Annotated in this window: 14 protein-coding genes; all 14 read right to left on the bottom strand. The window is 43.8% G+C overall.

Annotation, left to right across the window (positions count from 1 at the left end; genetic code table 11):
- Positions 1 to 6,100: mucin-binding protein (locus JEQ21_RS07365; protein WP_199364733.1), on the bottom strand; the 6,100-nt coding region annotated here is incomplete at its 3' end.
- Between the two features lie 513 nt (positions 6,101 to 6,613).
- Positions 6,614 to 6,781: a hypothetical protein gene (locus tag JEQ21_RS07370; RefSeq protein ID WP_196966806.1), complete on the bottom strand. Its 168-nt coding sequence runs from the start codon at positions 6,779 to 6,781 to the stop codon at positions 6,614 to 6,616.
- A gap of 7 nt (positions 6,782 to 6,788) precedes the next feature.
- Complete coding sequence (gtfB, locus tag JEQ21_RS07375) at positions 6,789 to 8,102, bottom strand: accessory Sec system glycosylation chaperone GtfB (protein WP_199364734.1); 1,314 nt, start codon at positions 8,100 to 8,102, stop codon at positions 6,789 to 6,791.
- Entirely contained in the window at positions 8,095 to 9,600 is a 1,506-nt protein-coding gene (gene gtfA, locus JEQ21_RS07380; protein ID WP_199364735.1) for an accessory Sec system glycosyltransferase GtfA, read from the bottom strand. The genes gtfB and gtfA overlap by 8 nt, the downstream gene beginning before the upstream one ends.
- Before the next feature lie 11 nt (positions 9,601 to 9,611).
- Positions 9,612 to 11,993 carry an accessory Sec system translocase SecA2 gene (secA2, locus tag JEQ21_RS07385; protein ID WP_199364736.1) on the bottom strand — a complete coding sequence of 794 codons (2,382 nt, stop codon included), beginning with the start codon at positions 11,991 to 11,993 and terminating at the stop codon, positions 9,612 to 9,614.
- Positions 11,994 to 12,005: 12 nt separating this feature from the next.
- Positions 12,006 to 12,545 (bottom strand): accessory Sec system protein Asp3, encoded by a 540-nt coding sequence (gene asp3 / locus JEQ21_RS07390; RefSeq protein ID WP_199364737.1) that lies wholly within the window; start codon positions 12,543 to 12,545, stop codon positions 12,006 to 12,008.
- Positions 12,542 to 14,119, bottom strand: a complete 1,578-nt coding sequence (gene asp2 / locus JEQ21_RS07395) for an accessory Sec system protein Asp2 (RefSeq protein WP_199364738.1) — start codon at positions 14,117 to 14,119, stop codon at positions 12,542 to 12,544. The genes asp3 and asp2 overlap by 4 nt, the downstream gene beginning before the upstream one ends.
- 2 nt (positions 14,120 to 14,121) lie before the next feature.
- Positions 14,122 to 15,699, bottom strand: coding sequence for an accessory Sec system protein Asp1 (gene asp1 / locus JEQ21_RS07400; protein ID WP_199364739.1), 1,578 nt, complete (start codon positions 15,697 to 15,699; stop codon positions 14,122 to 14,124).
- Between the two features lie 300 nt (positions 15,700 to 15,999).
- A complete protein-coding gene (gene secY2 / locus JEQ21_RS07405) occupies positions 16,000 to 17,268 on the bottom strand; it encodes an accessory Sec system protein translocase subunit SecY2 (protein ID WP_199364740.1) in 1,269 nt (422 codons plus the stop codon).
- A gap of 1,152 nt (positions 17,269 to 18,420) precedes the next feature.
- The gene (locus JEQ21_RS07410; protein ID WP_199364741.1) at positions 18,421 to 19,296 is read right to left on the bottom strand and encodes a glycosyltransferase family 2 protein; all 876 of its coding nucleotides are present in this window, start codon (positions 19,294 to 19,296) and stop codon (positions 18,421 to 18,423) included.
- Entirely contained in the window at positions 19,297 to 21,051 is a 1,755-nt protein-coding gene (locus JEQ21_RS07415; RefSeq protein WP_199364742.1) for an SP_1767 family glycosyltransferase, read from the bottom strand. It abuts the gene before it with no gap.
- Positions 21,051 to 22,052 carry a sugar transferase gene (locus tag JEQ21_RS07420; RefSeq protein ID WP_199364743.1) on the bottom strand — a complete coding sequence of 334 codons (1,002 nt, stop codon included), beginning with the start codon at positions 22,050 to 22,052 and terminating at the stop codon, positions 21,051 to 21,053. The genes JEQ21_RS07415 and JEQ21_RS07420 overlap by 1 nt, the downstream gene beginning before the upstream one ends.
- On the bottom strand, positions 22,049 to 22,924 hold the full coding sequence (locus JEQ21_RS07425) for a glycosyltransferase family 2 protein (protein WP_199364744.1): 876 nt from the start codon (positions 22,922 to 22,924) through the stop codon (positions 22,049 to 22,051). The genes JEQ21_RS07420 and JEQ21_RS07425 overlap by 4 nt, the downstream gene beginning before the upstream one ends.
- Before the next feature lie 9 nt (positions 22,925 to 22,933).
- Positions 22,934 to 23,284 (bottom strand): thioredoxin family protein, encoded by a 351-nt coding sequence (locus JEQ21_RS07430; RefSeq protein ID WP_199364745.1) that lies wholly within the window; start codon positions 23,282 to 23,284, stop codon positions 22,934 to 22,936.
- Between the last annotated feature and the right edge of the window lie 592 nt (positions 23,285 to 23,876).

Genomic DNA, 23,876 nt, shown 5'->3' on the forward strand with positions numbered 1-23,876 from the left:
CAGCTACAATTGCTTGATCTGGTGTGTAACCTGCGATAGCTGGAGAAACTACTGCTGGTACAGTTCCTTCTTCTGTAGTCCAGTCTGTGTAAGTGACTTCTCCTGTTACACGATCCACTATCGCAGTACGAGTGAACTCAACCGTTTGAGTGATAGTAGCGGATGCTTCTTCACCATCTTCCGTCAGGTACTTGTACTCAATGGTACGAGTAACTGTTTTGGTCAATTCAACTGGGTCACCGGTATTTGGATTCACTGGATTTTCTGGATCGATGTCCTCAATCTTGTGTTTCAAGACAACAGTGTAGGCTTGATCAGTCGCATCATCACGGTCATAGATAGCTCCATTAACTGGGAAGTCATCGGATACCAAGACATAGCCTGCTTTTTCATAGGCTGCGATACGCTCTGCAGTCGTGTATTTGATAGACTCATCAGATTTACCAGTCACGGTATCTACTGCATCAAGTGTCTCACCAGTGTTTTCATCCACATAAGTGATGGTAGCTTTCTGATCGTTTGGTGTGTAGACAACTACAACATCCACATCTTCATCATCTGCACTTGGTTTCCACTCAGCTACACTTGCTTGATCCGGTGTGTAACCTGCGATAGCTGGTGATTCAACCTCTGGTACAGTTCCTTCTTCTGTAGTCCAGTCTGTGTAAGTGACTTCTCCTGTTACACGATCCACTGTCGCAGTACGGGTGAACTCAACCGTTTGAGTGATAGTAGCGGATGCTTCTTCACCAGTTGGTGTGAGGTACTTGTACTCGATGGTACGAGTGATTGTCTTAGTCAATTCAACTGGGTCACCGGTATTTGGATTCACTGGATTTTCTGGATCGATGTCCTCAATCTTATGTTTCAAGACAACAGTATAGGCTTGATCGGTCGCATCATCGCGGTCATAAACTGCTCCGTTAACTGGGAAGTTATCTGATACCAAGACATAGCCTGCTTTTTCATAGGCTGCGATACGTTCTGCAGTCGTGTATTTGATAGACTCATCAGATTTACCAGTCACGGTATCTACTGCATCCAAGGTTTCACCTGTGGTCTCATCCACATAAGTAATGGTTGCTTTCTGATCATTAGGTGTGTAGACAACTACAACGTCCACATCCTCATCATCTGCACTTGGTTTCCACTCAGCTACAATTGCTTGGTCTGGGGTGTAACCTGCGATAGCTGGTGATTCAACCGCTGGGGTTGCACCTTCTTCTGTGGTCCAAGCAGCATAAGTCACCTCTCCTGTCACCATATTGACTTTGGCTGTGCGTGTGAATGTAACTGTTTGTGTCACAGTTTTAGAAGCTTCTTCACCATCTTCCGTCAGGTACTTGTACTCAATCGTACGGGTAACTGTTTTGGTCAATTCGAGTTCAGAATTATCTTTCGGATTGGTTGGATTTTCAGGATCCACATCTACCACTTTTTGACGTAAGGTAACTTTGTATTCTTGAGTCACATTGCCATCTTTGTCATAGACTTCACCTGCTGGGAATCCATCCTCAACAAGCTCATATCCTTCCTCAATGTAAGCTGCAATACGATCAGCAGTGGAGTAGTCAATCTTAGCATCTGTTACACCTGTTAGGGAGTCAACTTCGCCAAGAACAACTTCGTCACCTGTTGTGATATCTACATAGGTAACAGTAGCTTCTTGTTTATCTGGTGTGTAGATGACGACTTCATTCACATTCTCATCTGTAGGTTTTGGTGTCCACTCAGCTACACTAGCTTTATCTGGTGTATAACCTGCGATATCTGGAGATTTAACAGCTTCCTTAGTTCCTTCTCCTTCTTCTGTGGTCCATTCTGTATAGACAATCTCACCTGTAACAAGGTTAACGGTTGCAGTCCGTTTGAATTCAACCGTTTGGGTTACGGTTGCGGATGCTTCTTCACCGTCTTCTGTCAAGTACTTGTACTCAATGGTACGCGTAACTGTCTTAGTGAGGGATTCCAGTTCCTTAACAGAATCTGGGTATTGTGGTGTATTCTCATCACCTTCATCCACGTCTGTTCCAGCTTGAGATGGATCTGTAATTGGCACAACACGTTGTTTTAATTCAATCGTGAAGTCTTGGTCTACAGCCTTATCTTTATCATAAGTAGTGACACCATCTTCAAAGTCATTGGAAACAAGCTCATATCCCTTTTTGAGATATTCTATGATGCGGTCTGCTGTCTGATAGTCGATGACTGCTGCGGAATCACCGGTTACAGAATCTACCGTATCCAAGACAGATGGATTATCTGCATCCGTTACATCTTTATAAGTGAAGTTAGCAGTTTGTTGCGCAAGTTTATAGACATGAGTGATGGTTTGTTCTTCTTCTGTGAAGACACCTGTATTCGGTGCACTATCCGCTTTCGTTTCCACGTATTCGTATTCCAAACCATCTGCTGTGAAGATTGAATCTGGATAGTAGGTGTCCTTATTCGACACATCATATTCAGATTTCACATCATTAGTCACACTTTTCGAATCAATTCCTGGAATGGCGTTCCCATTTTCATCCACATAGTTAATGGTAACTGTTCCATCCGCAATTTGATTTTTCATTTGAATCAATACATTATTGGATTCAATGTAAGTCGTTGATCCGCCTGATGTTGAAGCTGAAGAAAGATAAGCTCTCTCCCCCTGGGTGGCATTTGTACCAATGACTGCATCCTCAATGTGGAAGTCAACATTTGAATTCGCACTTACGGGGCCAGTCGAAACAAACTTAACGGCCGTGATACTTGACCAATCAGTCACATCAGCTGCTTCCAACCAAGTACCCGCTTCCATTTGTGCTGCCGTACCAGTTGTTGTCGTATAAACGGCACGCCAACCGCTAGGTGGAGTCACTTCCTTAGTTAGGTAAACATCAAATTGGGAATTTCGAGCATTGCCACGAGAATCCAACTGCTTATCCCCTTCTCGAGGAAGAGAGGTTATCACGCTCACGTTCATCAATTCCTGAGTTGCAACGTTGGAATAGGTGATTTCGAAGTCCACGACATCCTGCGCTTCATGTTGATTAGAATTAAATCCATAACTTGTAGCAGAATCAGGCTTCACTTTGGAAAGAACACCTGAGGATTCAGAAGCTACCAAATGAACTTTCCAAGTACTTGAAGTTGAGTTTTCGCTTGTCACAACAAAACTCTCATCTCCAACTGTAACTGTACCCAAATCAATTCCATCCGTTGGAATCAGACCTGGATCTTTTGTTGACCAGAAACCAATCTGCGTAATCTCATAGGAACCATTCGGAACATATTGATTGGCAATAGCAACGGCTAATTGATTGATCGGATCTTTTGAAGCTGTTACAGGATTATTTTCAACATAGAGGTCTTTACCGGTTCCGTTAAAATTGTAATAAACAGTCCAGTCATTGTTCATAATGACAATGTTTGGATCCAATAAATAAGCCTGATAGAGATTTTCCGTGTAACCAGCCATCTGAACTTCATTTAACGTCCGTGAATCATAGCCACCTCGATTGTTTAGCTCAGTATCTGTTATCGTATAACTTTGCGTAAATCCTGATCCACCAGTTCGATTATTAAAGGTGACATCTGACCGTTCATTCATGTTGACTTCATAAATTTTACGGGTCAATGTAGCCTCTTTAGTATCTGACAACGTCACGCTTGAGTCTTCATTGGTCAAGGTTACCGTTGTTTTAGAAGGTAACTCAGTAACAGATGAATCATTGTAGCGTTCACTCCAATTATTATAGAAGGTCGTCTCGATTAACTTAAGACTATTTGGAGGATAAACTTCTGATGAATCTTTGTTAAAGTTTACGTTCTTAAAGGTATAGCGAAGCGTTTTAACCTCTTTTGATTCATCAATGGAAACCAAGGTCCCAGCTGCTACATAATTGGAACTATTAAATTCGCCAAGTAGCTCTCCCGTTGCATCATCATAAACCTCTAAAGAGCCCCCATCTTCAAATAATTGAGCATAATTGCGTCCATCGAAACGTACGAGTTTAAAGAACTCACCTTCATTATCTGTGGTGACACGTATGGTATAACCATCCATTGGATAATCCTTATCCGTATCAGCCGCTGCAGTCAGATCCACATTTGTCCGATAGGTGGTTTCACCATGGGCCTTGATGATTTCTGTATCAGAAATATAATCTCGTCTTAGACTAAGAATTCCTTGAGACGTAGGTGTTGCTGGAATATCCACATTGTATCGAAGATTTTGAGTGTTGCTGTAAGTAGAGCCATCCTCTTTAGTATAAGTACCAGTGATGGTCAAAGTCTGAGCACCCTTCACATCCGCAACGCTTGCACCTTCTACGATATCAAAACTCAAAGGAACCAAGTTTTTCGCATTGTTGCGATTTGAAGTATTATCTCCTACAAGCGGATTGGTTTCTGGAGTTACTGTGAGGTGATAGCCATTCTCATCTTCCACCCAGCCTGCATCCTTTGATTCCTGGCTAAGTGTTAAGCCCGCTTTTTTAGCAATGTCGTAAGTATAGGTTGTTACCGGAGCAATGATACGATTACTTGGAGCCGTCGTACCGCCCCCAGTTACATGGCGACCATCAAAAACCCCTGTTCCGGGTGACCAGAAATCGTTCAAAACGCTTGTTCCGTTTTCTGTCCGTGCTCCAGTATAGACATAAAATGTTACCTTGCCTGTCTCACCAGCATCAACGATTCCATTGTTGTTTGTATCAGTACCAACAATCTGTCCATTTGACATAGCCGTCCCGGCATCTGCTGCATTGTAAACTTCTTCAAAACCAAAGCTCAATTGTCCTAGGTCTTGGACTTTTAAACCATCTGCATCATAGAAGGTTGCCTTAACCGGTACTTTGAAATCATTTGCTTCCAACATGGCTGCAGTTGCACCCCAGTTGTTAACAGAATCAAGCTTAAAGGTTGTAACGAAGTTATAATAAGAACCACCACGGAGAGGATTTGTTGGGGTAAAACGAACAATTGTATTATTACCCTCCTCACGTGTCGTAATGGTTACACCAGTAAGAGTTGACGGTGTAGGAGTGACCTCTAGGGAGTTTTCAAAGACAATTTCAACATAGCCTCCATCATAGTTAGCGGATTCTCCAGAAATGTCCAAAGTCCCGTTAACTGTAATAGTTGTAGTTGCCTGATTATTTTCCAACTGATTGCTCGTACCAATAGCTCCATTTACTGTTCCAGAAGTATTTGGGCTATCTGCACGGAAGGCACGGTCACTAGATGTTGATCCGTTAGAACGGTTGCGGCGAACAGCTTGGCTAGTGATATGAACATCGAAGTTTACTTCTGTTGTTTCACCATTTTCATAGGTCACAAGGATGCTGGCTTGACGGTCTCCATATTGAGGTGTTTTAGCGTAGGCAATCTTCGCCCGGCTTTCCAACAATTCCTTGGCGTTCAATAAAAGGGCTTCAGCACGAGGGATCGCTTGCCAAGACATTTTAACAAACGAATCCACAAGTGGTTTCACAAGACCATCTTGAGAAAGTTCTGTTGTTGTTGGAAGGAAATCACCTGATAATGCAGAAGTTTCTGCTTTTTCTTCAGTAGCTTGTGAAATTTCCGGAGTATTTTCTGCCTTGGTGCTTGTAGCCTGGCTTGTTGTTTCGGTTTTAGAAGATTCAACTGAACTAGATGCTGTCGAAGTTTGGCTAGTAGCAGTTTTTGTTTCTGAATTCTTCACATCTTCAGTCGATGCTTTTTCGGAAGAGGAACTAGAACTACTCGCTGTTTCGCTGCTTGCTGATGTGCTCACTTCTGTTGAGCTAGATGATTCCGTTGTAGGGATTGCTTCAGTAGTAACTGAACTTGCAAGTGTTGCTTCTGCAGTTTCTTGACTTGCTGTTGCTGAAGTTTCAGAAACACCTGCTTCTTCAACTATCGGACTACTAACGACCTCTGTTGCTTCACTTGAAGCGACAGTTTGTGTCGCTGATGGTGCTACAGAAGTTACTTCCTCTGCTTGTGCAACTTGACCCGTAAGTAGGGTCGTTCCTAACAGAACACTAGCAAGTCCAAAATGGTACTTACGGAAGGAATAGCGCTTCTTCATCGAGTACCAATCAAATTTTTTCTTGTGTTTACCTTTCATGAAAACTCCTTATTGTAAATTGAAAAATCTTTTAGAAAAATTCCTAAAATATTATACTAAACTAACTTCAAACTCTGAATACTCGAATCTTTCAAAAAAATGATAAGAAAAACCGACGATGATCGTTCAACAGGCCTAGGAAATCTGTTGAATATTATCAATAAAGCGTGCAAGGCACGCAATCAATAAGTTCATCAAGGAGGTTTGACGAAGTCAGATTTCGAACTATTTCGAGTATTAATGAATAGGAATCATTATAATTGTGAAAGTGACACTCAGTCAATAAATATGCTTGGGAGAATGCCCGACACAATAGGCCTTGTCGCTATTTTCTAGATTGACGAAATCCTTAAAACAACTAGTATAATCTAGATTTCTAAAAGTAAGCTGAAAAAACCGAAGGAAGTTGCAAATAAATCTTCCTTCGGTTATACAATCTTGGTAACTAGAGAGAGCTACCGATTCCCTAAGTAAAATAAGAAAAACCTCGCGCTCCTCTACATCCTAAGTCTATTAAGTCAAATAACGGAGTAGGGACAATACAACGGATAGGGTAACCAGACAAACAATCACCAAGTAAAAGATTGACCGTCTGCTTTTCTCGGTTTCCCCTTTTTCATAGCGGGCATCTTGGATCCGCTGTTCAATATCTTGACTTAGGAGTGGGTTTTCTTTTTTCATACTATCCTCACCCTTTCAATTTTTCTTGGTAATTCTCTAGACTAGCCTGTCCTCCCAATTGGCGTTGGCCTTGGGCGGTGACAGCTAAATCCGTTTGAGCCTTAATCCACTCGGCCATCGCTTGTGGCTGGTGGTGGTCAAAAATGGCTTCCTTCAGGAGCAAACCGCGATGATGACTGGTGTTGTCAAAAGCAGCAATCAGCAAATTAGATTCAAAGGCCGTACGGATGGCCGCCATGATTTCCGAACCATGATTAATATCGAGATAAATATCACAGGTCTGGAAAAGACCCTTGATTTGATTCGCACCTGCATTCGGATAGAGGTGGACTTGGTCACGATCCCCATATTGCATCAGCCGCTGGGACATTTCCGTTAGTGCGGCGATGTGGAACTGGTAGTCAGGTAAGTTTTCTAAGAGTGCGTCTAACCCTTCCAGATTATCAGAATTGGTCAAGACCAGGATTTCCTTCCGATTCCCATTTTCTCTCAGACTCGGATAAAGATAACCCAAGGCCTCCACTTTTTCTTTTTCTTCCTCCGTTAAAAATTGCTCTAAGGCTTGATAAACACCTTCTTTTTGCACTAAGACCCGAGTTTGGCGTGGGGCCTTACCGCTCAGGAGCAATTTCATATTACCGGGAACGTGATCATGAATGTCCTCCTGCCAGAAGAGAATATCTTGTCCTGGACCTCCCAAATAATAGGCCAAAAGGAAGGACATTCCTAAAGAATTGTACCAAATCTGGCTCAAATCCAAACCTGAATGACGCAGGTAGAACAGATAGAAATCCACTTTCTTGGCAAAGTAATGCGTTTGTCCGTGCCAATCTAACAGAAGATCCCCTGTCAACAAGTTTTCCGACAAGTAGGGACGTCCCTCGGCATCAACATAATGCTTATGGGTCACCTGCTGCTCTTGGTTGAAATAAGTCTTGGCAAAAATCCGACCAAAGCGATTGTAGTGGTCCGTCACCATGACTTGTCCCTGCTCATTTAACCACTCAACCGATTTGACCAAGCGTAGGTGCTTAGGATCATGGTAGAAAATGGTCGCCTTTTTCTGACTATAATTCCAAATCTCCCCTTGCTGATTGGTTCCCGTAATTTGCCAATATTTTGGAACTGGAACTTCATTAAAATAAAGAGGGGCTATTTCCTCCTCAAATTGGCCTGAGAAGAATTCAAAAGGAGAAGTAAAGCCATCTGGCAGGAAACCATCATCCTGCAGGACAACTCCTGGCCCTTCAAAACCGGATATCCGGAGGGAATACTCCAAATCCAACCCTTCCTGAGTCAAACAATCATACAATTTAAGCATGGCCAACCTCCTCTACAAATGCGGCCCAAAGTTGGGCCAAGTGCTCATGCAAGAAAGGCTCAGCCTTCTGATAGGAAGCTTCTTGTGCCTCTTCTGTCCGATTCGCTTGGTAGTAAGTTCGAATTTTGTCCGAAAAGGCTTGGGTCATATATGCAGGATCATCAGCTTCCGGACGTGGAATCAGATAACCATTCTTCCCATCTTCCACAAAGGTTTGGTTGCCATAAGGTACATCCAACCCAATCAAGGGCAAGCCAGAGCCGACAGCTTCCATCAGCGTCAGACCAAATCCTTCACTGGTTGAGGCGGTGAGGTAGACTTGGTAATTCTTGTAGACTTCGGTCAATTGTTGGTGCCCTTTGAGTTGGATATATTCTTTGGCATCTGCAGCCTCAATCATCTCCGTTAACTTGCGTCGCTCCCCGCCTTCGCCATAAATATCGAAGGTTAACTCTGGTAAGGTCTTTCGGGCTTCTATAACCGCGTTCACCAACCAGTCTATGTGCTTTTCACTGGCCAAGCGAGAACTAGTCATGAGACTATAGGGCTTACGTGCCTGATCTGGCCTTCGGAGCTGATCTAAACTTCCCACCGGGATGGCATAAATCCGCGGTTGGTGCTTGGTATAAGTCTTGAATTGCTGATCCAGGACCTCTTTTTGTTTTTCCGTAGAAGTAATAAAGGCATCGACCAAATGGGCATTGGTAAACTGATATTCATAATAATTATTCCAGAGCACATTGTAGTCATCGGTTCCCTTGGCATTGTAATGCTCAGCATGAATCACAACAGCTAATTTGGCGACTCCTTTATGGGCGAAAACGGCTTGCCCAATACCAGTCGCCCGGTCCAAGAGCAGAATGTCCTGGCTAGTCAAGTTCAATTTTTCTAGCATATAGGCAATCAAGGCTTCCTTGCCATTCAAAATACGATCTGGGAATCGGAAGGTGCTCTTCTGATTATAAAGGACTTCTTCATAGGCCAAACTGCCGTCCTCATTATAAAAATGGCGTTGGTAAAGTTGGGGCTTATCATTTACCGGGGCATAAAATTCTGTGAAAACCTTGGTATAACTGTAATAATCCTTGCGAATGAGTTTCCCTTTAACCACATACTCCACTCGTTGGACATAGGCTTCCTCCGGTCCACAGAGACTGGCATTGATATAAAAATCCTCCGAAAAATGATAACGAACCAACTTGACCCCGACTTCCGTCCGTTGTACGGGTGCAGCAAAGCTTGCTTCCAACTGACTGCGGCTGTAGCTTGTCGGCGCTATCTTCAAATCGGTAAAGAAAGAATAGAGCCAGATAATCTCCTCATCTTTAAAACCAATATTGGAGGTAAAATGCTGGAGATTCTCGGTTTGGAATAAATCTGTAAAAATAAACTTAGCCGGCAATTGCAATTCCCGGAAGATTTCCGCTCGGTAGGCCTGGGCATATTCTACACCACTACTAGCCCAACCGATCCCTAAATTAATACTATATACTGTCATCGCATCCTCGCTTAAACATAGTAAATGGTATAGCCCTTTTCCCGATCAGCCTCGATGGTACTCAACATCACATTGCGAACAATGCTTCTCTTGACCCTTTGGACCATCTGATTATATGATTCCAAGGATTCACGGAAGTACTCGGAAGTGGTATCTCTTTGAGCTACCTGACGCATCGGCACAAAATTCTTCAATTGCTGCAGCGTATCAACCTGCTCAATCCAGGCTTCGTCAATGGCCCTAAGAACAGATAAGCGCATGAATTCCTCCATCTTTTCGTCGGTTTCCAAGTATTCTTCCTTTTTCTCCAATTCCATTTTATAGAGGGTCCAAAGGTAATCCAAAACTTGTTGCCGATTGGAGACATCGATAGACTGGCCCAAGGACTGGTTTTGGTAACTATAGTTTTCCAAAACATACCGCCGCAATTCTTGTTTGGTCAACTGCGGATGCTCCTTTAAGAACTCTTCCATGACCTCTAGAAAGATGGCATCCATCTTATCCATTAAATCGATTTTATGATAAATCAAATCATCCCGGAGCTGGTAAATTTTCTGCCGTTGAATCCGTAAACTTTCATCAAACTTAATGGTCGATTGCCGGACACTCATGGCATTGTCCTCACTCTTTTCTTGCGCGTGGGTGATCGCCCGTCTGAAACGCCCTGCTGTTAGGGGGTGACCAAAATTGGAACGGTTGCTGTGATTGTTCTTTTCAAAATATTTGGTAACAGACTTGCCTCCATATTGAATCAGGAGTTCATCTTCCAAGCAGACAAAGAATTGACTCAAACCAGGGTCTCCCTGGCGACCTGCCCGACCACGAAGCTGCCAGTCAATCCGGCTATTTGCCATCCTCTCGGTCCCGACAACCGCTAGTCCTCCTAATTCAGCTACTCCTTCTCCCAGCTTGATATCTGTACCACGACCCGCTAGGGAAGTCGCCACTGTCACCGCCCCCAGTTGCCCTGCTTCTTTAATGATCTGTGCTTCCTTAGCCACGTTTTTGGCGGTTAGAACACTGTGCGGGATTCCCTCCTGCAGCAACATCCGGGAATAGATTTCCGCAATATCTACTGTTCCAGAAATCAAAAGCACAGGTTGTTGACGCTGATGTAATTCCTTCACATATTCGAGGGTAGCCTGCAGTTTTTCGGGCAAGGTGACATAAATCTTATCTGGATAATCGATGCGCTGGATCGGTGAGTTGCTGGGGATCACCACCACCGGAACCTTGTAAGTCGAAATGAACTCATCCTCAGCAATCTTTCCAGTTCCCGTCATCCCCGAGATGCGTGGAAACATGTTGAAAAGACTTTGATAGGTTACCGATGCAACAGAACGGGAATCCTTACTGATAGGAACACCTTCCTTGGTTTCAAGGGCTTGGTGAATACCAGACTGTAACCGCGTCCCTTCCAGGACACGACCTGTCCGATTGTCTAGCAGTTTGACCTCTTCATCTGCAACGACATAATCGACATCCTTTTTATAAAGATGGTGAGCCCGTAAGGCCAGATTGATGTGCCGATTAAGCTCAAAGTAGGCATCCCCGTAGAGATTTGGAACATCGAAATATTCTTGTGCATAATCCATGCCATCCCTTGTTAGAAAGACAGCCTTGTCTTCTTTGAGGTGTCGATATTCCTTTTCCTCTTCCAGGGTCAAGACAAACTGATTGGCCACATGGTACAGATTGGATTGCACGCGCGGTGATCCTGAAATAATTAGGGGTGTCTGAGCCGCATCCAACAAGACCGCGTCCGCTTCGTCGACAATCACATAATTGAAGGGACGTAAGAACTTATCCTGCTCGGCTGCGGCTAAGTTATCTGCTAAATAATCAAAGCCCAAGGCTGTACTGGTTGTGTAGGTAATATCCGCAGCATAAACAGCCCGCTTTTCCTCCACATCACTATCGTCATCTTCATTGAAGACGCCGACCCCCACAGTCAAGCCCATAAATTCAAAGACAGGAGCCATTTCTTCTGCGTCCCGACGAGCTAAATAGTCATTGGTGGTTACCAGAATGGCTCCCTTGCCTTCCAAGGCATTCAAATACAGGGGCATGGTCGCCGTCAGGGTCTTTCCTTCCCCTGTCTTCATTTCAGCAATGTAGCCTTGATGCAGGGCTACTCCCCCCATAACCTGCACGTCGAAGGGAAACATGCCCAAAACCCGCCGATTGGCTTCACGTAGAGCCGCAAATGCCTCCACCAACAAGTCATCCAAACTTTCCCCATCCTCCAAGCGGTCACGAAACTTTTGCGTCAGTCCAGCCAATTCATCATCGGTCAAGCCCGCCATTTCTTCCGCCATATCATTGATGCGTCCGACAATTCGCCGAATCCCAGCCAATTTCAAGTTGTTTAATAACGATTTTTTTTCTTTCATGTCATTCACTTATCACATGGTTTTTAATAATTTTTGAACCAACCGTAAATCATCTGGAATCTGATCAGGTAGGAACCGCTTTTCAAGCGGTTTGTCCAGCTTAAAGGGCTTGTGCTCCTCCATGGAATAGATAGATATTCCCTTAAACAAGAGCTGGCTGGCTCCTGCACTCTTAAGGGTGAGGACATAGGTAAAAGCCTCCTCAGGATAACGGATTTCTCCCTGATTTCGACGCAGTATGTCAAATCCAATCTGCTCACCCTGCCTGTTAAAATAGCTTACTTCCAGAAAATAACGTCCCTCAGGCACTGCCTCAATCTCAAGATCCAACCAATAGTCGGTTCCAGGGACCAACAAAGGTAGGGCTGGAGAGGTCCGCTTGCCTTGATAGTTGGTTGCAGAATGAAAGCGACTAATCAACTTTCCAGAAGCCATCCGTTGGTTTTCAAATAAGGCTCCCTGGTCAGTAAAGGTCAAGCGGGTTCCATAGAGATAGGCATCCCCGCTATAAACCTGATCCCAAGTAATTCGGTGTATCAAGTGTTTGGTCATCCATCCTTCCTTCCATAACCGTCTTCTAATAATTGAACATACTGCCGCTTAAACCACTTATTGATGGCCCGACTATTATCATTGTGCCGACCTTCATAACCCTTGGCATAAATATGCGCCTTTTTATCCGATAATGCCTCAATCAACCTAGACGTGGCCTGGCCGTCATAGTCATCATTTTCCATATAGGCAATCGCAAATGTCGTCTGGTCAAATGAGGATTGGTTAAACTTGTCCCAAAAGCGCTGATTCAATTGCTGGATACTTTCTTCATCTGTGCCACCGGTTACATTCCGAAGCACATCTGCACTGGTCTCAAATTCATCCGGTCGCTTCAACTTCATCGCTGCCACCGTATCCCCAACATTGGTGAAGGGTTTCCCAATCACCACCGCATAGGGGTCAAAATCTGCCGCATAATAAAGAGCTCCAAAGGTTCCCATGGAAAGACCAGATAAGATTAAATCCGATTTGTCGAAACCGAGGTAATCCAAAGACTCCTGAATAACCTCCACAACCTTAGCTTCCAATTCAGGACTACCAATATAAAAGCCACCACCTTCTAAGCGAGGATCACCAATCAACATAAACGGTCTCTCGAGGGATTTCATTATCCCATAGCCCTCAAAGCCTTCAGCAGGCCGGAATCCTGAGAAATAGACATTCATTGGTGGCTTCATATCTCCAGGATTGAAATAATAAATAAACTCCTGTTTTTTCTCATCGCTGTAGCGCTTTCCACCCAGAACAAAACGCCCCATTCCAATTCGGGAATAACGCCAGTGAAGAGGCCCAAAGCCCAATTCACCTTGACCCTTAGCCCAAACAGAGACCGTATAAAAACCAATTTCCTCATTCCGTGGAAGAACGTAGGGCTCTTTCAATTGCTCTTCTGTTAATACTGTCGGTTCCATAAACCTATAGAGGCTCCCTTTTTGCATCGGAGTAAGCTCCAATTGAATTTCAGGATTCCCGGAGACTTTAAAGTGCTCCAACCAAATTTCCAAGGCAACCGGAAAAGTTCCCAAATTGTAACGAAAAGTTAAGAGTGGTCTAAAGTCTTGGCCAAAGTCTCCTTTTAGATGGACAGCTACATGTCCATCATAAAAAACGTCTCCCTGAAAATCCTGGTTGATGTCAATATCGGGAAGTTTTAGTTTAGCTCCATACTGACTTTCAAAATGAGTTAACTGTAGGAAGTCCATCTTGGCCTTGGAGTCTCCTTCTACATCCAGTTTACGTAGGATTTTCCGGCGGAACATCCCGTATGGTTCACCAGCCTCTAGTTCAATTCCCTTGTCCACATAAAGACCATAGGGCTCAACCATGTTCACCAAGGGTTCTAAATCCTTTTCAGCCAGCCCTTCGGTAATGAGAATCACATCAAATCGTAATCGAAGCTTTGGCTGAGGTTTATCTTCTTCAGGAACAGGTAACTTGGCCCGTTCTGTTTCCGTCAAGACCTCTATAAAATCAGAAATTTCTTGCGTCGGCGTCCAATACCAGTCGAGATCCTCCGGAAGTTGTTCCAAGCTCTCAGCCCAGGACTGAGAGCCAATTTGTAATACTTTCATAGCTAATGATCCTTATTCAAGAGTTGCTGCCACTGTGCGAGAATCCGACCACTGGTGTAGTCAGCCATTTTTTGGACCGTGTAAACCAAAGAACGATTCCAATTGGCCAATCCTTCCAGATAATAGCGAAGGGCCATTTCTAAATCTGCTTCAGGACTCAAGACCCAGCCATTTTTCTCATGGCTGACAAAGTCTGTTTCTACACGGTTAATCTGAGGTACACCGGCTGAGATACTCGCAATTTGCGTATACAGATCCGGTTCTGTCCCAAGATCCAGTAGTAGCCGTGTGGAATCCAGAGCAGTGATGATTTCATTTTCATTGGTGAAGAGATGAAAGGTAACTCGAGATAATTCCATAACCTCATCCTCTTCAAGTTGGTTTTCATTTCCTGTATCCACAACTTGGAAGAAATCATCTGGGGCATACTTTTCGTGGATGTGGCTGGTAATCCAGTCTTCCCAGTTCTTAAAATTCAGATTGCGGTCAAAGGAGACCATGAATAGGTTCACATCCTCATGACGAGCCATAAAGTCCAAGAGTGTTCCCAGAATTTCACAGATTTCCGAAGAATCCAAGTTGTCAATGTAGAAATAAATCACTTGTTCTTTCAGCATCTGACTGTGACCCAGTCGTAACCGGGTGTCATAGGGGGATACCCGCAGGAGCTCTTTTTCTTGCTGTCCGGCAGCTTGCATGAGCTGGCGCAGTTCTTCTTCTTGTTTTTTCTGATCTACAACCAACAAATTCGCTTGCTTCAACAAACGTTGGCTGGATTCGGTCAGATTCAAAGGATAGCGCTCCCCAAAGAATGAAAAGACCTTCTTCTGATTGAGAAAGACGTCCAGCAGGAGGTCATTGTGCTGCTCATGGCTAGCCACAACCAAGGTATCTTCCGGTTGCATCTCCTGCTGATGCAACAAAAGTAGGCGCTCCCGTAATAGATCCGGCCAATCCCCATAATAGCGCTGCTGGAAACTGTGATCAGCATCGGAATTGACTTCGATACGACCTAGTTGGTGGGGCTTCAAGTGTTCCCGCACCTGCCAAATCCCACTCTCATTGAGATAATCCTGGTGCAACTCCCGCCCCTGTTCATCAAAGTAGAGAATAGAGGAAAGAAAACCCCGATCATCAAAGAGATATTGCTTCCGAATACGTCCATCCTCTATGAATTCAATGTAGAAGAGATTCCCATCTTGGGCAAAATGGATAGTGGCTAGGTCCTTCTTCCCTTGTCTTGCTAGTACAGCAAAAGGACTATAGAGAAACTGCACATTCTCGGGCCAATTCAAGTCCTTAAAGTTTAGTGGATGTACATCCAGTCTAGAGATATTTTGAATGTCATCAAAAAATGACCAATAAGGTGTTTGCAGCAAGCCCTGCTTATGCAGAAAATATCGAAACTGTGGTTGGTAGTTGAGAACCATCAAACGAACTTCTTCTTCCGCCTGATGGAACATCTTCATTTGATTGACCGTGTCATCAAACGTCATCCGCTCCAAAATCCGAAACCAGAGCTGGGTGTTATGGTACCACGGGCGACCCTGATTGTACCAAGAGGGTACGAAATAAAACATGAACGACTCCTATCTACTAGAATCTTTTAGTTTACTTTTAGTACAAGGCAGCGAGTCGTAGACAGTACTTAAGTACGGCAAGACGAGCTAACACAGTATTAAAAGATAAACTAAAAGTGTATAATACTCATTGCATTTCAAAATCTGACTTTGTCAGCCTCTTTGATGAACTTATTGATTGCGTGCCTTGCACGCTTCATTGACAAGGTTCAACAGGTCTCCCAGACCTGTTGAACTATCATCAGCTGTCCTCATCATTTTTTTTTTGAAATTCCGCGAGTATTCTGTTTTTGAAATGAGTTAAGTATAAATGACATTTTTATACTGCTTCCAACTTTGAATAGTGTTGACCTGTTCGATCACCCCTAGCAAAAGACTGGATACGATATAAGCATTATTTATCAAAAGGGCAATGCTAACACTACCGTCTGGAGCCCCTTGAGCAACCAAGAAAATCAGTGGCAAGCCCCCGATGAGCATAACCGTTAAAGCCCCAAATTGAGCGAGACTATTGACTTTACGCTGGACAAAATCTTTTGTGTCCTTACCTGGTCGAACTCCTTCAATATAATCCCCGTTGTTACGCATATTTTTGGCAATATCATAGGAATCATAATTGTAGTAGGCAAATCCGATGGATAGGACATAAAGTAGCGTGATATAAAATAGCGCTCCACTTAATTGAGTCAAACTTAAACCAGAGGCTACTTCTTTTAAGGTCTCATTCTCAGGATAAAAATACCGCAAACCGTTTAAAAGATAAGCAGGTAACATCATCAAAGTCATCCCATACATAAAAGGCATAGCTCCTGCAGGCGTAACCCGAATCGGCAAGTAACTCTTCTGGTTATAGGAAGTATGAATCCCCACACGCTTAATAGGAATCCGGTACTCTCCCCGATAGAGGATAACTGTCAGTAGAACCAGCAAGGTATAGGCAACTATAAACAAGGCGATCTGCCCCAATAAATCCATCGTAAAACCAGACTGCTCCGAAATGAAGCCAACACCATTTTCAATAAAGGATAAAATCATATTGGCCAAGATCATAATCGTCATCCCGCCCAAACCACGAGACGCATTCATATTCCCTAACCATATCAGGACCACCGATCCCGAGACCAGGATTAGCATGGTAAAGAAGAGAGCAATCCCTTCACCTCTAATACCGATTAAATCCATCTCAATCAAGTTGGCGGATGCCGTCAAACCAAAAGCCTGAATCGCAGCAATCACCAAAGTCAACATCATGCGATAGCGGTAAACTTGAACTTGAGTTTGATTTTTAAATAGATTGAAAACCGTGAAGAAACGCCAGATAATAACAGTGGTCATCCAAGGACTCAGTCCCAGTGAAAATAGCGTCATGCTGCTGATACGAGCCCCTGTCACTGTTGCTAAATTGTTCAAGAGGTTACTATTGACAAAATTCTGAACCAATTCTTGATTCACGGCAGCTGTTGGAACGGGTAAAAACCGTCCAATTATATAGACCATTACAATCACCAAGGTCCAGCCAATTTTTCGAAGCAATAAACTACTCGCCCATTTTTTTCTAATATTCAACATGGTAGATTCCGTTCTTGATTTTCCTTTAGATAAAAGTATATCATGCCCTCTAAGATATTTGTAGAGTTAGGGATAAATGAGTAAGAGGCTGGGAACAGGCCCAGCCTCTCTTACCTTACGTTCTTTATCAGTGATTAAAGAGCGCTGACGAATCATTAGACTTTCTGCAAAACGGTGATGGAACTTGAGATTCATCGGAGTTATAGTCTTTTAGTTTATCTTTTATTACTGTGTTAGCTCGTCTTGCCGTACTTCAGTACTGTCTACGACTCGCTGCCTTGTACTAAAAGTAAACTAAAAGACTCTATCACTTGAAAAAAGACTGAGTCACAAGATATTTCAGTGTGGCTATGCGATATTTCCTGCTGAAAAATGGGATCAAATACATTAGTTCCGCAGAAAGTCTATTATAGTTTTGTGCCTGGAGGTCTTATACTCATTGCATTTCAAGATCTGACTTTGTCAAGACTCTTTGATGAACTTATTGCTTGAGGTTGGGACAAACGTCTCAACCTCCCTATTTTATACTCATTACATTTCAAAATCTGAATGTGTTAATCCTCTTCGCCGAACCCTAAGTTCTGTCTTCATCGGATTGCCTTTTCAGATTTCGAACTGTTTCGAGTATTAGTTAGCGAATTCACTGTGACGCAGTGGTTGATTAGTACTTTCGTTCGCCTTTATTGAGAGAACCGTTCATGTTCTCTTATCCAGATACTCAAAGAGTCAATTCCTGACTCTTTGACCTCCGAAAATAACCGAATCAACATTGACATGAACTTCGTTCCTTTCATTTAGAAACTCTAAAGGCATTCAACATGCCTTTAGACCGGAGGTGGGTACTAACAGTCTGGGAAGAGACTGTTAGTACTTGAGCCCTAAATATGGAAAGCGAAAACAGTCTGGGAAGAGACTGTTTGAACCCGAGCCTAACAATAAAAGAGCGAGGTCGGTTTGGGGAGAAACCGTTTCAGCTTACAACTTGAAACAAAGACTTGTAACGAACGATTTTATTTGTAAAATCGTTCTGTCTCACTCTCCTAAGCAAAAATATTCAAACGGTCTCCCAGATCTGTTGAACTCTCTACATCGTCTTTCTTCGTCATTTTTTTGACATTCCGCGAGTATTCTAATTTTGAAATTGGTTAAGTATTAGGACCATTTTTCAAGGATCTTTAATAGATTGACACACTTCTTGTATTCCTGCATATGACCGGCTTCTAATAGCACATCTCGATGCAGTTGCAGACGCCATCGGTAGGCCCTCAATTCCTCCTGAATATCAAACCCAATCATGGAAAGAATGGTCACGCGCTCCTGAATGCTTTTCAAGGGGAAAACGTGAACGGCATCCACCGTTCTGGTGACAGAGCTCGACCGCTTGCGATGATAATAAATGGCCGCATGACTGTAGACAATCTTTTCTGCCAACAAGTACAACTGCCAGGTCGTGTAATCATCTTCCACTTTTTCATTTTCAGGATAGGAAATATCTTCAAACAACTCTGCTTTATAAAGTTTGGACCACGGAACCGTAAAGCTTTGACTAAAACCAAAGCGTCCATCGTATTGGTAGCGGAACCATTCAGCTGGAGTATAGGTCTCACGGAAGTAATCCTCTGCCTGTAGGTGGAAGCGAAAAGCACTTTGACTGTCATCAAACTCGGTAAAATTAGCGATGGAGATATCCGCATCCGCCTCTTTAAGCGCTCGATAAAGAAACTCGATATGGGTTTCTTCCAACCAGTCATCATTATCCACAAAGAGAACGTAGCTCCCTGTTATTAAAGGAAGGGCTGTATTACGGGCAGCCCCCACACCACCACCGCCGAGTTTTTTGTGGATGACCCGCACGCGATCATCCTTGGCCCGATATTGCTCACAGACTAGGGCTGACCCATCGGTTGAGCCATCATTGATGAGCAGGATTTCTAAGTTGCTATAAGTTTGATGGACGATACTGTCCAAACACGGGACCAAATAGGGTCCTGCATTAAAAACTGGAACAATAACCGTTACCTTTTCCATCTAGCCCTCCTTTCGATGATGACGGATCAAATCCAACTTATTGGAAATTTGCTGAAAGAGCTCGACCTGCCCAGAATAGAGCGCATCCGCCTGGCATTTTTCCAAGCGTTTCACATAAGATTCCAGATGCTCCGTCACATCATAGCCTAGTGCGACCAACAATGCCAACCGTTCTTCCGCAATCGAAATCATACTGGTAATATCCTCCTGCATCCCATTACGCGACAAACCGGCTGGACTCTGAGAGTAATAATAAAGAGGTTGGTTGATAAAGCTAATCCGGTGCGCCTTGAGATAAACCTTGTAAATGGTCGCATCGTCCTCTCGCAAACGGCCAACTGGATACTGCAAACCATCCCAAAGACTCCGCTTAAACAACTTCATGGGTGAGAAAGTGAAGACCAGGTGCAAATTATTGGCCCCACTACTCTCCTTGCGCAACCATTCCTGAACGGTATAGGCTTCTTCGAAATACATTTCCGATGTAATGGAAAAAAGAAAAGCCTGGCGTTCTTCATTAAAAGACGTAAAGTTACAGATTGAAATATCTGCGTCATTTTTAACCAAGGACCGGTATAAGAGTTCCAAATAAGTGTCCTCGACAAAATCGTCAGAATCGATAAAGGTCACGTATTCTCCCTGAGCCACCTGAAGTCCTCGATTCCTAGCAGCCGAAGGCCCCTGGTTTTCTTGGTGAATCAAGCGCACCCGTGAATCCTGAGTCACATAGTCCTGGCAGATAAGAGCACTGCCATCTGTAGACCCGTCATTGACCAAGATTACTTCGAAATGACGATAGGTCTGTTTCAAAATCGAATCCATACAGCGGCGGAGATAAGAAGATACATTATAGACTGGAATGATGATGGAAATCAATCCTTCCTGTGTATCTTTCTCAACCGTTTGTTCTTGCATAAGCCCTTCTTTCTCCTTCTCTAATCCGATGCGAGCCACAACCTGACTAGCATAGACACCATCTTCTTCTAGTTCAATCCCCTCATCATAATTAAATTCTGCTGTGTGTTTATGCCCTAGCTTGACCTTGTGCTGGACCCCCATTTGAAACCATTCATATTCTGAGTCAATATGGCCCAAATCAATAGCCTGGTGCCCTCGCTCCTGAAGGTCGCGGGCCAACACTTTTGCGGTTGGTCCCAGCATCAACAAAATCAAGCGATTTTCCGCATGAGCCAGGATTGTCTCAAGAATCGACTCATAGTGACGAAAGGCATGACGGGAGGGGCAGATAATCCGCTGTAGGGAAGCAGCACCTGCAAAGAGATCGTTACCGACTCCGGAACGGGACATTTCCCCTTCCACGATTAACAAGTCTCGCCCTTTCCACAGGTCCTTTAAGGCTGCAAAGGAAGAAGCCGCTTGCCCTTTATCCAACAAATCAATATAAGGACGGGAGATAAAGGTCGATCCATACCAGGGAGATTGGCAATGCTCCTCATAAAATGCCTGGTAGCGATTAAAATGTTGCTTCCAGAAGTAAACCGCGTTCTGATTGTAACGCTCTCTGTTGTCGAAGACATCCGGCAAACAGACCAACAAGTCCGGTCCTGAGGGCGTCTCGAGAATCTCCAGCAGGGCCTGCGCCAAAACCGGATCATACTCTTGATAAGGAATACTGGAACCTGTCATTAAATCTACTTCCCCATCTCCAAAACGAGCGACAGAGGGATTGTGCGCTTGGATAAACTCCAGGCTCTCCAAAATGGGACGAACACGAATATCTTGCAGTGCGACCATTAGAGACCTCCTTTGTTTAGAGCTTGGAAAACCGACACGGTCAAGAGGCGACGACTGAAGTAACCTTGACGGAGTAGAGGATTAAAACTTCGTACCCGCTCCACCATGGTTTGATACTCTGCCTCATTCATAGCCTCAATCTTGGCCACAGCCTCATCCATGGACTCAACCACAAAACCAAGACCGTTCGCCTCAATGATTTCCTGATTGGCAATCCCCTTTTGCACAATAACGGGAATTCCAGCTGCTAAAAAGGTCCCCAATTTATAAGGGCAATATAGAGTCTGATACTCTTTATCATGGTCATCCATCCAAACCAGGCCGAAGCCCCCCTCTGATAATTCCATCAAAAGACGAGTATCTGGCAGATAGCCACGATGGTTGACCGTAGGCGGCAGGTCCACCTGTTTCCATGTGTAGAGATGTAAAGGTAGCTCATAGGACCAGTCCTTAACAAAACTGAAACGATCCGGTGATCCCGGAAAATGTATTTCTTTCTTAAAAGCAGCTTCCGCCTGAGGGACATCGGTCGGGTGATCCCACATTCCCTGAATCAACGTTTTTTCCACCGTAAGCCCTACTTCTCGCAGAACCGTCAACATCCTCTGACTTGGCGCTACAATAACATCCGCCTTGTTGTAATACTCAATTGTTCGGTCCATAAGATAGTAATTTCCCGCAAACATCAGGGGGACCACATCATGAATAAAAATAACAATTTTAATCTGATAGGCCTTGAGTTTATTCATCAAGCGTACATCAAAATCCGTCGTATTCCAAGTTGGCGTTTGAAAGATGACCACATCCCCGTGCCGAAGACCTGCCACAATTCCATCCAAACGCTTGGACAATTCCACCTCAGTATCGGCATGCATATTGTAGGCATAAATCCCTAGCTCTCGATAACCCAAGCTCGTGGCAATGTCCGTTACCATATTTTGGGCAATCTGGGCCGTACTTTGCGCCGCTTGCCCATTCAGGTTTGTAATATAAACTCTCATTTATTGTATTTTTCCAATAGTTTTAATGTAAACTCTAAATTCTTATAGGCCTGCATCTGACCGGAACGAATCCTATCGTCACGATTGAGTTGCGCCCGCCATTTAAAAGCGGCTATTTCCTGCGAAAGGTCGAAACCCAGAATAGATAAAAGGGCAAGTCGCTCCAAGACCGGTTCTTCGGAAAAGACCTCTACACGCTCACTAATCTGGGTCATGCTGGTCGCATTGACACGGTAGATGAGGCTAGAACGGTGCATGTAGGCAATTTTGTCACTCATGAGGTAAAGTTTCCATGTTGTCCGATCGTCCTCACCAAAACCACCTGTATAATAAGTGACAGTCTGAAACAAGGAGCGTTTGTAAAGCTTGCCCCAAGGCACTGTGAAACAAAGGCTCAAATTGTGAGGTTGGCCATACTGGTAGCGGAACCATTCCTCCGGTGTCAATTCCATCTCATAGTAATCCGCATCAGTAATGTGGATTTCGTAACGCTGATCTTCCATGTGGAATCGCGTAAAATTGGCAATGGAGATGTCAGCTCCCGTCCGTTCTAGGAGTTCTACCAAATCTTCAATGTGATTGGGATCCATCCAATCATCGGCATCGATAAAGACGACATAGTCCCCTCTTGCCATGTCCAAGGCTGTGTTTCGCGCAGCCCCGATCCCTTCCTTGTGAGATTTATGGAAAACCTTAACACGGGAATCCTGCAACTTCAACTGCTCAATCAGCAGACCAGATGAATCGGTAGACCCGTCATTAATCAGAATGATTTCCAAATCTTGATACGATTGGTTCAAGACACTTTCGACACAATCCCGAAGATACTGTTCAGCGTTATAAACCGGTATCAACACACTAACAGTTCGCATCGACTTCTCTCACTTTCCCTGGGCAATAAAAGCCTTAATTTCTTCTGGTGACAAGGACGAATCACAGACTACCCGAACCTGCTTGTCCTTGGCTACTAGAAGACCAGGCACAGTAACAATCTGATACTGAGCGCGAAAGGCTTGAAGGGCTCCCAAATCTTCCGGATTCTCGCTATTCAAAAAAGCCACTTCTAAGCCTAACTCCGCTTGAACCTGAGCCAACTTGGGCGCAAATAACCGAGAGTAAGGACACGTAGCCCGACCAACAAAAAGAACCAGCTCTTCGCCCGATTCGATCCGCTCCTCAACATCCTTTGTGAGCACCAATTCAAAAGGTGCAATTGCTTGATAAAAATCCATGGTATCTCCTTTATAACTAAACGCTAACTCGAAACCTCTACTCAGAAATACTCCTTTACAGGAACCTGAGAAGGTCTAATAACTCTCATACTCATTATACTCTTTTAGTTTATCTTTTGTTACTGTGTTAGCTCGTCTTGCCGTACTTATTTGAAACTTTCTTCGAAAGTTTTATCGGCAAGCTCAAAATCTCAGAAGGAGATTTTGAGCTATCTGCGACTTGCTGCCTTGTACTAAAAGCAAACTAAAAGACTATACTATTCAAAATCTGAAAGCTTTTTCTCGCTTCACCAAGCCCTTTGTTTTGCTTACAATGGGTCACTTCTTCAATTTCGAATCATTTCGAGTACAACTTCTTTTGTTCTATTTTAATGGATGAACCTCTAAAATTCAAGGCAGGGACTCTCTTCTATGAAAAAACACAGAGGTCCTCCCAATGTCATTAAGTTAAGACCTAGAATTTAGAATAAGACCACATTTGAAAGCTCATAATTACATCAGACTTTCAAATGTGGTCTTTTTGTGCACGCCAAATAAAGGTTTTTGTGACCTTTTTTAAAAATTATGATACTCTATAGGTGAAACTTACTAC

Source organism: Streptococcus sp. 121 (assembly GCF_016458205.1).
Classification (GTDB): Bacteria; Bacillota; Bacilli; order Lactobacillales; family Streptococcaceae; genus Streptococcus.